Here is a 15403-nt window from a genome sequence, read left to right on the forward strand (position 1 = left end):
ACCCCAGTCGAAAGATTGGGGTTTTTCTTTTTAAGCTGCAAATACTGAATCTTAAATTCCTCAGTTCTGAAATCAAGCTACCAAATCTTGAAAATTGACACATCAGCCAAATATAGAGTCAGAAGCATCAACGCGCTATCATACGCCCAAGCATCATATGGATCTCATTATGAAAATTGTCGCAGATGAAAATCTGGCATTTACCGATTACTTTTTTTCCGAGTTTGGTGATATTCAACATCGTGCAGGACGAACCTTAAGCGCTGATGATGTCAAAGATGCTGATAGCTTGCTGGTACGTTCAGTGACTCAGGTCAATGAAGCACTGCTAAAGAATAGTACGATCAAATTTGTAGGAAGTGCCACCATCGGCACAGATCATTTGGATATTGCTGCATTAGAACAGCATGGGATTCAATGGAGTAATGCAGCCGGCTGTAATGCGCAAGCAGTGGCTGAATATGTGATTACCGCGTTATTGCAGGTGCGTCCTGAATTAATCGATGCCAATGCGACATTTACCTTGGGTATTGTCGGTTTGGGTAATGTTGGAATCCGACTGGCCTACATGGCGAAGCTCTTGAGCTGGCGCGTGATTGGCTATGATCCTTTGGTGCAAAGAGAGCAGGTTGATCAAGTTGAATTTCATGAATTATTGCAGCAGGCGGATGCAATTTCGATTCATGTCCCTTTAACCATAACAGGCGCATATCCAACCTATCATTTATTTAATGCTGCTTCGCTGGCGCACATGCGGCCTGATGCAATCCTGATTAATTCAGCACGTGGGCCAGTCATTGAAGAAGCCGCGCTGATCCAGGATATACAGGCGACACATCGCACCGTGGTTTTGGATGTTTTTGAGCATGAGCCGCTGATTTCAGCAGAACTTCTGGATCTGGTGACTTTGGTCACTCCGCATATTGCCGGCTATAGTCTGGAAGGCAAGGCACGTGGTACCCAGATGATCTACGAAGCTTTTTGTCACACTTTCGGTTTTGCGGCCAATAAACAGTTTGAATCCCAGCTGCCTGTCTGTGAGCAGTTTTTTCAGGGGCAGGATTTAAAAATGGCATTGCAACAGCATTTATCCCAAATTTATGACATTGCTCGTGATGATGCCAATCTACGTGCCTGTCTCAAAGAAGGTAAAGTCGATCAGCAGGCATTTGATCATTTACGTAAAACCTACCCACTACGTCGTGAGTGGGCAGCACATGGTGGGCCGAAGGCATGATGATGACATATCAACCCACTTGTGACCTTCAAGCCATGCATGCGCGTGCGAATTTATATCGTCAAATCCGTCAGTTTTTTGCTGAGCGCGATGTATTAGAAGTCGAAACACCGATTTTATCTCAAGCCGGTGTGACCGATGTGCATTTGACTTCGGTACAGGCCCAGCGTCATGTGCTGGGTAAAGCGCATACACATTATTTGCAGACCTCACCTGAATTTGCCATGAAGCGCTTATTGGCAAGTGGTTCTGGACCCATTTACCAGATCTGTAAAGTTTTCCGTGATGATGAGCATGGGCGTAAGCACAATAGCGAATTCACCATGCTGGAATGGTATCGTCCGGGGTTCAGTTTAAAAGATCTGATGTTTGAAGTATCTGATCTGTTGAATGTGACCTTGAAAGCACGTTTTGGCGAAATCCGTCCGACCATTCTGAGTTATAAGAATGCATTTATGGATCGTCTGGATCTCAATCCGCTTCAGGCAACTATACAAGAACTGAAAGACTGCTGCTGCCGCGTCGGTCTCAATCTGGATTTAGGCGAGGATCGTCTCGCTTATATCGACCTGTTATTTTCACATATGGTTGAACCTAGTCTGGGGTTTGATACCGCAGTATTCCTGACCGATTTTCCCCCTGAAATGGCTTCTTTGGCCAAAACCCGAATCGATGAAGATGGTGAACTGGTCGCCGCACGTTTTGAACTGTATATCGAAGGTTTAGAATTGGCCAATGCTTATGATGAGCTGATTGATGCCGAGGTATTGCGTTCGCGCTTTGAGGCAGATAATGCTGAACGAGCCAAACTTGGCTTGCATGTCATGCCCATCGATGAATATTTACTGGCGGCTTTACCGAAGATGCCGGAATGTTCAGGAATTGCTTTGGGAATTGACCGTTTGTTGATGATTGCAACTAATCAAATGAAACTGGAGCAAGTAATCAGCTTTCCGGCAGATATTTCCTGATGGTACTGATTCAATATTTCTTAATTTTTTTGTGATAAAGAGAAACTAAGCCATTAAAAAAGCACCCGAAGGTGCTTTTTTATTATTCAATCGCTACGGTTTGTTGCGCTTTGAGCTGACCAAGTGCCTGAATCCGTCGTTCAATCAGCATTTCGCCAATATCCGGACCCTGAATATCGGCAGGAAGGTCTTGTGCCTTGATGGCACGTACGGTCTGCATAGCATCAAGAATATACTGTGCTTGTGGATAAGCACGATCTTCCAGACCCAGGCGGCCACGTGAATCACATTCACAAGCCTGTACAAAAGCTTCAACACGTTCAGGGCGACGTAATACATCCAGGCGTTGTAATAATCGCCATAAAGTTCCCGGTTTAAGATTGAAGGCCTGATGACATTTCAGATGTTCTTTGCACACCGCCAAAGCCAGTTGCTTGGTATAAGTCGGCACTTTTAAACGCTCACACAGTTCATTCACTGGTTTAATGCCACGTTCTTCATGCATGATATGTCGCGGTAATTCTTCAAGCGGCGTTAAAGCCTTGCCTAAATCATGCACTAAAACGGCAAAACGTACATCCAGGCTGTAGTTTTGACGGCAAGCTTGCTGTAAGGACATCATGGTATGAATGCCACAGTCAATTTCCGGATGATATTCAGGACGTTGCGGAATGCCATAGAGTGCATCAATCTCAGGGAATAGCACCTTTAAAGCACCACATTGACGTAATACTTCAAAATACACATCAGCATGACGTTCCGATAATGCACGCGAAGTTTCTTTCCAGACACGTTCAGGTATGAGCGCATTTAATTCGCCAGATTCAGTCAAGCGCTGCATCAATGCCATGGTTTCATCGGCAATCACGAAACCTGCACTGGTATAGCGTGCAGCAAACCGGGCAATCCGCAGTACCCGTAATGGATCTTCAACAAAAGCATCGGAAACATGACGTAGAGTCCGGTTTTCCAGATCTTGCTGACCGCCATAAGGATCATAAATCTGACCAGCTTCATCCATGGCCATGGCATTAATGGTCAGATCACGCCGGATCAGATCCTGCTCTAGCGTAACGCTAACATCAGTATGAAACTCAAAACCATGGTAACCATGCCCAGATTTACGTTCAGTACGCGCCAGTGCATATTCTTCTTTTGTTTGGGGATGTAAAAAAACAGGAAAGTCTTTGCCTACCGGCTGATAGCCTAGCTCAAGCATTTGTGCGGGAGTTGCACCCACGACGACATAATCTTTTTCGTGATAGGGGTGTCCGAGCAAATGATCTCGAACGGCGCCGCCTACTAAATAAACTTGCATGAAAAAACCTCTATTCTTAGAAGCATCATGCTACAGAATAGAGGTTTTCTCAAGTTAAGAAACGAGGCGAATGCGTCGTTATCTTGTCATTGGCTTAAAGTGCATCTTGTTCCGCTTGCTGGATTTCTGCCACAGTGAGCGCAGTCATATTGATCACACGGCGCGTAGTTGCAGTCGGTGTCAAGATGTGTACAGGTTTTGCCGCACCCAGAAGAATTGGTCCAATGGTCACATTGTTGCCTGAAGTTGCTTTTAACAGGTTAAACGAGATATTGGCAGCATCCAGATTTGGCATGATCAGCAGGTTTGCAGAGCCTTTGAAACGTGAATTCGGGAATGCAAACTGACGAATGTTTTCATCCAGTGCTGCATCGCCATGCATTTCCCCTTCAACTTCCAGCTCAGGCGCGATTTCAGACAGAATGTCATACACTTTACGCATTTTTTGCGCGCTGGCATCATGCTGGTCTGAACCAAAGCTTGAATGAGAAAGCAGGGCAATACGTGGTGTCATACCAAAACGGCGAACTTCTTCAGCCGCCAGAATGGTCATTTCAGCCAGCTGCTCAGCCGTTGGATTGGTGTTGACATAGGTATCGGCAATGAACAGGTTGCGGTCTTCAAGCATCAAGGCATTCAAGGTAAAGAAAGTGTTATGACCATCTTTCTTTCCAATGATGTTGCTGACGAAATCCAGATGAATATCGTAGCTAGAATACGTACCACACAGCATACCGTCTGCCATGCCATGTTTTACCAACATCGCAGCGATCAGGGTAGAGCGGCGACGTGCTTCACGCTGTGCATATTCAGGCGTTACACCCTTGCGCTGCATGATATTGTAGTAATCATCCGCGAACATTTCATAGTTCGGGTTCTTTTCCTGATCAATGATAGTGATATTTACACCATCTTCAAGGCGTAAACCTAGTTTCTTGATATTGGCTTCGATGACTGCCGGACGGCCTACCAGAATCGGTTTTGCCAGACCTTCATCCACAGCAATTTGTGCAGCACGTAATACACGCAGGTCTTCACCTTCTGCATAGGCAATACGTTTAGGATCAGATTTCGCCTGTTCAAAAATCGGTTTCATGACGAATGCCGAGTTGTAGACAAACTCCGACAGACGTTGACGATACGCCGAGAAATCCTGAATTGGACGAGTCGCAACACCAGAATCCATTGCAGCTTGTGCCACAGCAGGTGCAATCTCCAGAATCAGACGTTGATCCAGTGGACCAGGAATCAGGTATTCGCGGCCAAATGAAGCTGATTTTTCACCATAAGTTGCCGCATCGGCTTCAATATGCGCCATACGTGCAATTGCATGGACACAGGCAATTTTCATGTCTTCATTAATAGTGGTTGCACCCACATCCAGCGCACCACGGAAGATATACGGGAAGCATAGCGCGTTATTAACCTGGTTCGGATAGTCAGAACGGCCAGTCGCCATGATGACATCATCACGAACTTCATGTGCATGTTCAGGCAGGATTTCTGGATCCGGGTTCGCCAATGCAAAGATGATCGGATCTTTTGCCATGACCTTGACCATTTCTTTGGTCAGAATACCGGCAGCAGAAAGACCGAGGAACATGTCTGCGCCTGCAATCACGTCACCTAGCTGAGTAGCTTCGATGTCTTGTACATAGGCTTTCTTGGATTCATCCAGACCTTCACGATGCGTAGTCAGCAGACCGCGTGAATCGGCAACAATGATGTTCTCTTTTTTAGCACCCAGAGCACAAAGCAGATTTAAGCAAGAGAGTGCTGCAGCACCGGCACCTGAAGCTACAATCTTGATCTCTTCAATTTTTTTGCCATTAATTTCCAGGGCGTTAAGTAAAGCAGAACCGACAATGATCGAAGTACCGTGCTGGTCATCATGGAATACAGGAATATTCATGCGTTCACGCAGTTTCTGCTCAATATAGAAGCACTCGGGCGCCTTGATATCTTCTAGGTTAATCCCGCCAAAAGTCGGTTCTAATGCCGCGACAATATCTACAATTTTGTCTGGATCATTTTCAGCAATTTCAATATCGAATACATCCACACCAGCAAATTTTTTGAATAATACGCCTTTACCTTCCATCACCGGTTTAGAAGCCAAAGGGCCAATATTACCCAAGCCCAGCACAGCAGTACCGTTGGTTACTACAGCAACCAGGTTACCCCGTGCTGTATACAATGCAGCAGTTGAAGGGTCGCGTTCAATCTCAAGGCAAGGTGCGGCTACGCCAGGCGAGTAAGCAAGGGCCAAGTCACGTTGGTTGACCAATTGTTTGCTTGGTGTAACGCTGATTTTCCCCGGGGTGGGAAATTCGTGATAGTAAAGGGCCTGTTGCTTTAAAGATTGTTCGTCCATCAGTCTCTCGATCGTTGTAAAGATTACCCAGTCAGTGGGCAAAAAATTTATTTATGTTCCTGAATATACCATTTGTTAACCAGTTCGGACAGACAAAGACGGCCGTTTTTCCAACAAACTTATTGTGGCCAAATATAGACTTAAACTTGATATGTATAAGATTGAGCTGTCTTGTCTCGCACTAAATAAGCGGTTGCTTCTCGTTCAGGTAGGGCTTTGGAAAATAAGAAGCCTTGGGCTATATCGCAGTCTAAATCCCGTAAATATTCTAATTGTTCTTCAGTCTCGATCCCTTCTGCAACCACGGTCATACCCATGGCTTTACCCATGGCCACCATAGCACTGACAATTGCTTCATGTTTGTTTTTTCCGATCTTAGAAACAAAACTGCGATCAATTTTTAAGGTATCAATTGGAAAATCAGCAAGATAGGAAAGGGATGAATAGCCTGTGCCAAAATCATCCAGCGCAATATGAATATGTCGCTGTTTGATCTCGTTCAGCAGGTTTTTGACTGCTTCTGAATTTTCAATTAACGAAGATTCCGTAATTTCCAGTTCGAGACTGTTGCCTGAAATCTGGTGGTCTGCAATGGCCTGATCCAGATCATCGAGCAACTGACCGCGACGCAACTGCTGGGCCACGACATTGACTGATACACAAATATGATTAAAGCCCAGATCATTCCATTGGCGAATCTGTTTAGCAGTCTGCTGAATGACCAGACGGCCAATATCTGAAATCAGGCTGGTTTGTTCGGCTAAAGGAATAAACAGATCGGGTGCAATAATCCCTTTTTCTGGATGGGCCCAGCGAATCAGCGCTTCAAAGCCATAAATGCTGTGATCACTGAAATTGATTTTTGGCTGATAATAGACAATCAGTTCATTATTCTGGATCGCTTTACGTAGATCCCGTTCCAGGAAGATTCCATTTTTCTGCAAGGCATCATTTTCACTTGAATAAAAATGAATGGTATTGCCGCCTAGGTTCTTGGCTTCTTTTAATGCCTGTTCAGCACAGTTATTTAAATAATCCAGCTGGCGGCCATGATCCGGATAAAATGCCACGCCCATAGACAGGGTAATTACATGATCCTGACCGTAAATATTAAATGCTTGGCTAAAGGCTTGAGCAATGCGTTCACAGTGGTGCTGAACGGAAGGGCGAATATGTGAAATTTCATAGAGAATGGCAAAATCATCACCATTCAGATGGGCAACAAACAATGCTTCTGCATTGCTCAAGCGCAGGCGCTGTGCCACCTGACGTAAAAGTTCATCACCGCCATTATTGGACAGGTATTCATTTAATGGCCGGAAACGGTCGATATTAAGTCGAATCACAGCCATCTGCTTAAGAGAGTCTTTTTGTGAAACCAGATATTGGTGCAGCTGATAGTTATAATAGAAACGGTTGGGCAAGTCGGTTAGGGTATCGTAATTTTCCAGATAGGACAGGCGCTGTTCCTGTAATTTGCGTTCAGTCAAATCCGATACGATGCCAATATAATGGGTAATCCGGCCTTCATCATCGGTAACGGCATTGATGTGCAGCCATAAGGTTGACTCCTTGCCAGACAGAAATTTTGTGTTGACCTCTCCATCATAAGAGCCAATTTTCTGGATCTGCTTGACGATGCTGGCCTGAAAAGCGCGTTGCTGGGATTTATTTTTCGCTACAATATCAAATAGGGATTTACCAATAATCTGATGCCGCTCAAAACCGCTCAGGTATTCGTAGTGAGGATTCACATCGATATAATCTAAATCAGGATTCAAAATGAAAATCCCTTCTGCGGCCTGTTCCAGTACACTGGCTACCAGCTTTAAACGCTCTTGAGACAGCCGTTCCTGTTGAATATCACGACGGATACCAACCATTCTTAAGGGTTTATTATTGTTAGGGTCGCGGCTGATTACCCGACCAATGTCATGTACCCAGCTCCATCCACCTTCACTAAGCCTGATCCGGTAGGTAGCATCGTAGCGTTCAGTCTGACCGCGTAGGTGCTGTTTCATATTGCGTTTAAAATGGTCCAGGTCGTCTGGGTGGATCAGATGCTGTAATTGCAGATGATGATCTTTGGAATCACGCAGAATCTTTTCATCTTTATGATTGGTGAGGGTGATATTGCGTGCTTGAATATTCCAGTCCCAAGGGCGGATACCGGCAATTTTATGTGCCAGTTCCAGATCTTGCTGCTTATTCTTCAGATCCTGATTGATCTGCTCGATATCATAGGTGCGTTCCCGTACTTTCTGTTCCAGTAACTGATTGCTGAGCTGTAATTGAAGTTCAATATCTTTAGATTTATTGACTTCTGTTTTGAGTTGTTGACAAAGTTCATCTGTCCAGTGAATCTGCTGTTCTGCATTTTTCACCAGAATATCATTTTCTACATACAGACGTGAGGTACGGCTATGGATGCGGTAACTGCTTGTTGCACATATTAAAATCACAATCATGGAAAAATTTAAAGCCAGTGCAAAGAAAGGATTGGAATCACCTGTCGGATAAATTTGCGACAGTAAAAAGGGCAGTAAAGACGGAAAAAATGCCAGACAGAAATAACTCAGTTTCTGGGTTAAATAGGTTAAACCGAAAGCCTGGCTCACAATCAGCAACAAGGCGGACAAGGTCAGTGCTTCAATATCATTAAAGGCTGGGTTGGCTTGAGGCAAATAATAATAAATGGTAAAAATACCTGCCGCGATACTGATCCCCACAGCCAGACTTTGAAACTGTAACCAGCGATGCGCATTCTTCTGGTTATAGTGCTCAGGTTTAAAGTACAGCGTACTCACCAGCCAGCACATGCTGACAAGGAGCTCTGTCAGAATAAACCAGATATTAAAATAGGTATTAGAAGGTCTGTATTGAATGTGATAAATACAAAAAATATAAAGACAGATCACCATTATGCTGAGCAAAAAATAGCGACTATGACGCAGCGTGTTCGCAATCTGAGCATCATGTAGGTGCTGCTGAATATAATCGTCTGGATTATCAACCATGTGAGTCAATGCCTGTATTCATCCTATACGGTTTTCGTCCTTGTGCATTGTTATTATAAAAACCCCCAGGAAATGTGTGAAAATCAATTAATAAGTAGTTGTTATTCTTTAGTCGAGATTAGTTGTCTTAAAAATAAAAATCAACAAAATTAAAGACAAAATTTTACCTACCCGATGAACTAAAGTACATAATTTAAAATAGACAGGGCTACAACAGGGGCAGTTTCAGTACGCAGTACACGCTCGCCTATACACCAGTTACGAAAACCTTTGTGGTTGGCGGCATTAATTTCCGCTTCACTCAGACCTCCTTCGGGACCAATCAATAAGGCAAGATCCAGGGTCGCATCTGCCAGTACATCTGTTTCATCTTTATTAGGTGCTAAAACCAGTTTGGTGTCTGGCAATTCATTTTCCAGCCATCTTTCAAGGGAAATGGGTGCTAAAATCTTGGGTACAATATTTAGACCACACTGTTCACACGCAGCAATAGCAACACCTTGCCAATGTTCCAGTTTTTTCTGGTCGCGATCATACTTTAAACGCATTTCGCAACGTTCCGAGGTCAACAGCTGAATCTCAGATACGCCCAGTTCGACAGCTTTCTGAATTGCATAATCCATACGGTCGCCTTTGCTCATGACCTGACCGAGCAAAGCCTGAAACTTGGGTGTGCGATTAGCGGGATTGAATGCATTGACCGAGACCGTAGCTGATTTTTTAGCAACTTCAGTAAGGGTCACTTCATATTCACCACCCTGTCCATTAAACAATGTTGCGGTTTCGCCCACTTGAGCGCGTAATACCTTCACCCAATGATGAAAAACGGTTTCTGTTAACTCGACCGCAGTATCAACATTTAAGTCTGCTTCAATATAAAAACGTGGCATGGGGTGATTACTCTCAGGTGGAACAAAACAGGACTGCATTGCTGTTTTCCCTCTTTGAATTTCTTCCAGAGAAAGAAAGAGTGGGGAAACTCAATGCAGCCTAGAAACTTATGCGAGACCTAAGTCTTTCACAAGCTGGCGTGTAGGATCAGTAGTATTCATGGTGTAAAAGTGCAGGCTTGGCGCCCCACCTGCAAGCAGACGCTCACAGAATTTAACCACAACTTCATGGCCAAAGGCTTTGATGCTGGCCGTATCATCACCATAAGTTGCCAGTTGTTTACGAATCCAGCGTGGAATCTCAGCACCGGTACCATCAGCAAAGCGAATCAGGTTGCTGGCATTGGTAATTGGCATGATGCCAGGGGCAACCGGAATATCGACGCCTGCTTTCTGGATACGATCTACAAAGTAAAAGTAAGCATCTGGATTGAAGAAGAACTGGGTTAATGCCGCATTGGCACCCGCATTGACTTTATCAACAAAGTGCTGAATGTCTTTGTCAAAGCTTTCAGCCTGTGGATGCATTTCCGGATAAGCTGCCACTTCAATCTTGAAATGATCACCTGAATGTTCACGAATAAAGCGGACCAGATCCTGTGCATAAGGTAATTCACCCAAACCGACCTGACCAGAAGGTAAGTCACCACGCAGGGCAACAATACGGTCAATACCTTGAGATTTGTACAGGTCTAGAAGTTCTGCAATACGTGCCTTATCATCGCCAATACAAGACAGGTGAGGGGCAACAGGTGCACCTTTGCCATTAAAGTCATTGATAGTAGACAGGGTGCGTTCACGGGTCGAACCACCAGCACCATAGGTCACAGAAAAGAATTCTGGATTTAAGAGTTGTAACTCTTGATGTACAAGCTTGAGTTTTTCCGCGCCTACATCAGTTTTGGTTGGGAAGAATTCAAATGAAATTGGAATCTGTTTAGACATGTTCAAATCCTTTTTATAAATACTTTTTATTCACCCTCTCCCTGACCTCTCTTGCGCTTCACTTTAAAGGAGTCCTTAAAGTTTACTCAAGAGAGGAGCATTCATTACTGAATGGCGCAGGGTTTGACTCATTTTTTACATACTAAGCATGAAACTTGGAATGCAAATAGCTTGAGAGATTCACCCTCTCCCTATGGGAGAGGGATGGGGTGAGGGTTGATTAATATTTATAAGCATCCGACTTGAATGGGCCTTCAACTTGAACGCCCAAGTAATCCGCTTGTTCTTGAGTCAATTGAGTCAAGACACCACCGAAACCAGCAACCATCGCAGCAGCCACTTCTTCATCGAGTTTCTTAGGTAGCAGTTCAACACGAATTTGTGCAGCTTTTTCAGATTCTGGAAGATCAGCAAATTTCTCAGCGAATAAATGCATTTGACCCAATACCTGGTTGGCAAATGAACCATCCATAATACGTGATGGGTGACCAGTCGCATTACCAAGGTTCACCAAACGGCCTTCAGAAAGCAGGATCAGGTAATCATTTTCATTTTCTGAACGATACACTTGGTGTACTTGAGGTTTAACTTCAACCCACTTATAGCCACGTAGGTAAGCTGTATCAATTTCAGTATCGAAGTGACCGATATTACATACAACAGCACCCGATTTTAATGAATCAAGCATTGCGGAATCACAAACGTGGTAGTTACCCGTAGTCGTTACGATCAGGTCAGTGTTTTGAAGAAGGTCAACATTGATGTCTTCTTTCTTGCCAGTTTGCACGCCATTTTTGTATGGAGATACAACTTCATAACCGTCCATACATGCTTGCATTGCACAGATTGGGTCAACTTCAGTTACGCGTACAATCATGCCTTCTTGACGAAGGGATTGAGCAGAACCTTTACCTACGTCACCGTAACCGATTACCAGCGCACGACGGCCAGATAAAAGCATATCTGTACCACGTTTGATTGCATCATTTAGTGAATGGCGGCAACCGTATTTGTTGTCGTTTTTAGACTTGGTTACTGAATCGTTTACGTTGATTGCAGGAACTTTTAAAGTACCGTCACGAAGCATTTCGTACAGACGTTGAACACCTGTCGTTGTTTCTTCAGTTACACCGTGAATTTTTGCAATCACTTCTGGGTATTTTTCGTGAACAAGTAGCGTTAAGTCACCGCCATCGTCAAGAATCATGTTGGCATCCCAAGGCGTGCCATTTACATTGATTTGTTGTTCAAGACACCACATGTATTCTTCTTCAGTTTCGCCTTTCCAAGCAAACACAGGAATGCCCGCAGCAGCGATAGCAGCAGCAGCATGGTCTTGAGTAGAGAAGATGTTACATGAAGTCCAACGAACTTCAGCACCCAATTCAACCAGTGTTTCAATAAGAACAGCAGTTTGAATGGTCATATGGATACAGCCGAGAATTTTCGCGCCTGCCAGTGGTTTTGCTGCCGAGTAGCGTTTACGCAGACCCATTAGGGCTGGCATTTCAGCTTCAGCAAGTTTGATTTCTTTACGGCCGTAATCAGCAAGTGAAATATCAGCAACTTTGTAATCTGTAAATGAAGCAGTAACCGCGTTCATCAGGATCTCCTAGGAAAAAATAGATTGGATCGTTCTGTTCGCGGATGCCGTTGTTGATCAGAACGAATGTCTGACCGATGGTCGAGCCTAGCGATTTTACATTTTTAGTGCCTGTAAAACGTCGCAGCATCCCTCGACTAGCGCCGTATTGTACTTGGAATCTAAACATGAGCCAAGTTGAAAAAGATAATATTATTTATTTTCTGTATTTTGAGCTTTTAATTGATCAAAAGCCTATCAATATAAATACGATAAATTGAATGTTTTCTTTTAAGATTCTTTTGATTCTTCTGCATCATGTAGAAGGGAGTATGAGAGTTAAATAAAAAGCCCATCATCTGACGGGCTTTTCGTTTTATTTAGCTTCTTGCTCAGCAGCATCCGCTTTTTGGGTCCAGAACTCAGCTAGTTCTTCATCGCCATCTACACCTAAACCATTGGCATAAATAAAAGCAAGATCGCGCATGGCCTGAACTTCACCCCATTCCGCAGCCTGTTTGACTAAAGAAATTGATTTCTCAACATCTTTTTCAATCACATCACCGCGACGGTAGAAACCGGCCAGCTCTAAAGTCGCAGCAGGGTGCTTCTCGATATTGGCCTTGCTTAACCAGTAATAGGCTAACTCAAAGTGAGTTTTGGATTCTTCCGGATCTTCTTCTGCTAATTTTTTGGCATAAACGGTATAACCTTCACCTAACCAGTACATCGCATCCACCAGACCGCCATTGGCAGCTTTCAATGCCCATTCTTCAGCAAGAATGATGTCATCATCATGCTCGCTTTGCATATACAGTTCAGCCAGTTCAAATTGTGCTTTAGCATTGCCTGATAAAGCAAGATTAGTCAGGGCAGCAGAGGGAGAAACACGCTGGGTCATATCAACATCTCAAAAATATTGTGCGTAGACTAAAAGGTTTAAAGAAAAAAAGCCAATCCGAAGATCAGCTTTTAAAAAGGTAGTGATGAATCAATCAACTAGATCAAGCAAAAAATCCCTGAGATCGAGGCGATGAATACACAGAACATTACGATCACTTTAATTTTACTTGCCAGATAACTCAGACTTAAACCGACCACCAGTGCTGCAAAAGTCAGACTGCCCAGCCAGTAACTGATCATATTGCTGACAGCTCCTGTCAACAGGCATAGAGTCAGGGCAATTATGAGCAATACCCAGCCGAGAATAGGCGCAAGTTGTGTTTTTGCAGGGTCAAGTTCTGTGTCAAAAATCTGTTTTTGATGTTTGGACATCGACATTGCAAGCGCAAAGAAACCCAGTGAAGTTAAAGCCCAAATCAGTAAGAAGAACATCATGCCTGCTTCTCCTTGAGAGCAACCTTGACTTTTTTAGACGGCAAACCTTTATGGTTTTTCACTTTTTTAAATGAAAACCAGAACAGGATCGCAAGCACCCACATCGCCAGATCAAAAGAAGCAATGACCCATTGACCATGCATGATGCTATTCCAGATCGCCTGACCGCCGGTCATGAAATTCACGATTGGCAGCAAGGCAAATGCAGCAGTGGCAAGCAGTAATAGTTCCAGCCAGGCCTGACGATGACTGCGAATCATGGCATACAGCAATGTCAGTAACCAGACAATAAAGAAGCTACGAATTTCCCAGTTCAAACGCATCTCCATGTCTGCCGGAATAAAACGGTTGGCATAGAAATAGGCAGCACAGGCAATCGGTAAGCCAATAATGGCAGCGATAGTGGTGACTTCCACAAGACGATATCCAAACGATTTATAGCCTTGTTTCTGTTGCTGCGGTGCACGTTTAACACACCATAGAATCAAGCCGGTCGCAATCATCAAGGTGCCGACCACACCTGACATGAACAATAACCAGCGTAAAGCCAGATCCACGCCACGTGCTTCATGCAATGTGGTGAATATATTATAAATACCATTTGCGACTGAAGGTATTTTCAGGGTGGTTTGATCCGGCTCTAAATCACCTGTTACGCCATTAAAAGCCAGACTTGGATAAACATTGCGATAAGCTACGCTGACTCCGTTTAAGGCACGAAGCTCAATTTCAGCTTTTACGGTATTCGGCTGGATAATGGTTATCGTGCCAACCGAGTTGTTTTTCCATTCTTTTTCGGCTGTTGCCAAGATCGGAGCCAGATCGGTTAATGGTGCAGGAGATGCAACTTGCATTTCATCACGAGAGCGGCGACTTTCACCACGTGCAGACATTTCACCGCGCTCGCCACGATTTTCTCTCTCAGCTTGCGGTCGACGTTCTTTACTTTCACTACGGCCATCACGGGATTCAGCTTGAATACTGGTGTTCTGAATCAAACTTTTACGTTGATCCTGAAGGAAAGCACCTCGATTTTCATAAATCTGGTTTACGCCCCAAGGCATCAGGGTAAAGAGTAATAGTAATAAGCCACTGAAGGTAATCATGATATGAAAGGGCAGGGCAAATACCGCAGTAGCATTATGTGCATCCAACCAGGAACGCTGACCTTTGCCGGGACGGAAAGTAAAAAAATCCTTGAAAATTTTCTTATGGGTAATGACACCGCTGATGATTGCCACCAGCATGAGCAGGGTTGCAATACCGACAATCCAGCGCGCCCAGATTCTTGGCAAACCATACAATTCAAAGTGGAAACGGTATAAGAATGAACCGCCGCGTGTTTCACGCGCTTGCAAAACTTCGCCCGTGGCGCTGTCAATTGTCACACGGGTACCACCACGACGGGCACGCGGATCTTCACCGGTACTACGAATAGTCAGGGTGGTGGTATTTTGGCGTGTGGTAGGAAGCTGAATCGCCCAGCTGCCGGCATCCGGATGGTGCTGTTGCAGATAAGCCAGTGCCACACGGGTTTGTTCGATTTGAGTCTTTGGTGGAACTGACTGATGAAATTCCGGTTTCATCCAGACGGTAATTTCGTTCTGGAAAAAACTCAAGGTTCCCGTTAAAAATATCGCATATAAAAGCCAGCCTAAAATCAGACTGGCCCAGGTATGCAACCATGCCATCGATTGGCGCGGACCTTCGGGTTTTGCATCTATTCTCATT

Annotated in this window: 11 protein-coding genes; 2 read left to right on the plus strand and 9 right to left on the minus strand. The window is 44.4% G+C overall.

Features of this window, described 5'->3' with window-relative positions:
• Positions 1-169 precede the first annotated feature (169 nt).
• Complete coding sequence (locus tag H9629_RS06790; protein WP_191730777.1) at positions 170-1237, plus strand: 4-phosphoerythronate dehydrogenase; 1068 nt, start codon at positions 170-172, stop codon at positions 1235-1237.
• Entirely contained in the window at positions 1234-2208 is a 975-nt protein-coding gene (gene epmA / locus H9629_RS06795) for an EF-P lysine aminoacylase EpmA (protein ID WP_191730778.1), read from the plus strand. The genes H9629_RS06790 and epmA overlap by 4 nt, the downstream gene beginning before the upstream one ends.
• A gap of 82 nt (positions 2209-2290) precedes the next feature.
• Here epmA and H9629_RS06800 read toward each other — a convergent pair whose 3' ends face one another.
• The 9 genes from H9629_RS06800 to H9629_RS06840 all read right to left on the minus strand — a co-directional run bounded on the left by H9629_RS06800 (position 2291) and on the right by H9629_RS06840 (position 15402).
• The gene (locus H9629_RS06800) at positions 2291-3526 is read right to left on the minus strand and encodes a multifunctional CCA addition/repair protein (protein WP_191730779.1); all 1236 of its coding nucleotides are present in this window, start codon (positions 3524-3526) and stop codon (positions 2291-2293) included.
• A 94-nt stretch (positions 3527-3620) separates the two neighbouring features.
• A complete protein-coding gene (locus H9629_RS06805) occupies positions 3621-5900 on the minus strand; it encodes an NADP-dependent malic enzyme (RefSeq protein ID WP_064096305.1) in 2280 nt (759 codons plus the stop codon).
• 140 nt (positions 5901-6040) lie between these two features.
• A complete protein-coding gene (locus H9629_RS06810) occupies positions 6041-8917 on the minus strand; it encodes an EAL domain-containing protein (RefSeq protein WP_191730780.1) in 2877 nt (958 codons plus the stop codon).
• Between the two features lie 179 nt (positions 8918-9096).
• On the minus strand, positions 9097-9807 hold the full coding sequence (locus tag H9629_RS06815) for a 16S rRNA (uracil(1498)-N(3))-methyltransferase (protein WP_191730781.1): 711 nt from the start codon (positions 9805-9807) through the stop codon (positions 9097-9099).
• Positions 9808-9915: 108 nt separating this feature from the next.
• The gene (gene metF / locus H9629_RS06820) at positions 9916-10752 is read right to left on the minus strand and encodes a methylenetetrahydrofolate reductase [NAD(P)H] (RefSeq protein ID WP_074383388.1); all 837 of its coding nucleotides are present in this window, start codon (positions 10750-10752) and stop codon (positions 9916-9918) included.
• A 220-nt stretch (positions 10753-10972) separates the two neighbouring features.
• Positions 10973-12355: an adenosylhomocysteinase gene (ahcY, locus tag H9629_RS06825; protein WP_064102835.1), complete on the minus strand. Its 1383-nt coding sequence runs from the start codon at positions 12353-12355 to the stop codon at positions 10973-10975.
• A gap of 355 nt (positions 12356-12710) precedes the next feature.
• The gene (locus H9629_RS06830; RefSeq protein ID WP_191730782.1) at positions 12711-13235 is read right to left on the minus strand and encodes a tetratricopeptide repeat protein; all 525 of its coding nucleotides are present in this window, start codon (positions 13233-13235) and stop codon (positions 12711-12713) included.
• A gap of 98 nt (positions 13236-13333) precedes the next feature.
• A complete protein-coding gene (locus tag H9629_RS06835; RefSeq protein WP_064096299.1) occupies positions 13334-13672 on the minus strand; it encodes a DUF3325 domain-containing protein in 339 nt (112 codons plus the stop codon).
• Positions 13669-15402 carry a PepSY-associated TM helix domain-containing protein gene (locus H9629_RS06840; protein WP_064096298.1) on the minus strand — a complete coding sequence of 578 codons (1734 nt, stop codon included), beginning with the start codon at positions 15400-15402 and terminating at the stop codon, positions 13669-13671. The genes H9629_RS06835 and H9629_RS06840 overlap by 4 nt, the downstream gene beginning before the upstream one ends.
• Between the last annotated feature and the right edge of the window lies 1 nt (position 15403).

Source organism: Acinetobacter pecorum, from assembly GCF_014837015.1.
Classification (GTDB): domain Bacteria; phylum Pseudomonadota; class Gammaproteobacteria; order Pseudomonadales; family Moraxellaceae; genus Acinetobacter; species Acinetobacter pecorum.

What these genes read in the sequence shown, in the direction of transcription:
- H9629_RS06790 (WP_191730777.1), top strand. Translation starts at nt 170, where the DNA reads ATGAAAATTGTCGCAGATGAAAATCTGGCATTTACCGATTACTTTTTT.
- epmA (WP_191730778.1), top strand. Translation starts at nt 1,234, where the DNA reads ATGATGATGACATATCAACCCACTTGTGACCTTCAAGCCATGCATGCG.
- H9629_RS06800 (WP_191730779.1), bottom strand. Translation starts at nt 3,526, where the DNA reads ATGCAAGTTTATTTAGTAGGCGGCGCCGTTCGAGATCATTTGCTCGGA.
- H9629_RS06805 (WP_064096305.1), bottom strand. Translation starts at nt 5,900, where the DNA reads ATGGACGAACAATCTTTAAAGCAACAGGCCCTTTACTATCACGAATTT.
- H9629_RS06810 (WP_191730780.1), bottom strand. Translation starts at nt 8,917, where the DNA reads ATGGTTGATAATCCAGACGATTATATTCAGCAGCACCTACATGATGCT.
- H9629_RS06815 (WP_191730781.1), bottom strand. Translation starts at nt 9,807, where the DNA reads ATGCCACGTTTTTATATTGAAGCAGACTTAAATGTTGATACTGCGGTC.
- metF (WP_074383388.1), bottom strand. Translation starts at nt 10,752, where the DNA reads ATGTCTAAACAGATTCCAATTTCATTTGAATTCTTCCCAACCAAAACT.
- ahcY (WP_064102835.1), bottom strand. Translation starts at nt 12,355, where the DNA reads ATGAACGCGGTTACTGCTTCATTTACAGATTACAAAGTTGCTGATATT.
- H9629_RS06830 (WP_191730782.1), bottom strand. Translation starts at nt 13,235, where the DNA reads ATGACCCAGCGTGTTTCTCCCTCTGCTGCCCTGACTAATCTTGCTTTA.
- H9629_RS06835 (WP_064096299.1), bottom strand. Translation starts at nt 13,672, where the DNA reads ATGATGTTCTTCTTACTGATTTGGGCTTTAACTTCACTGGGTTTCTTT.
- H9629_RS06840 (WP_064096298.1), bottom strand. Translation starts at nt 15,402, where the DNA reads ATGAGAATAGATGCAAAACCCGAAGGTCCGCGCCAATCGATGGCATGG.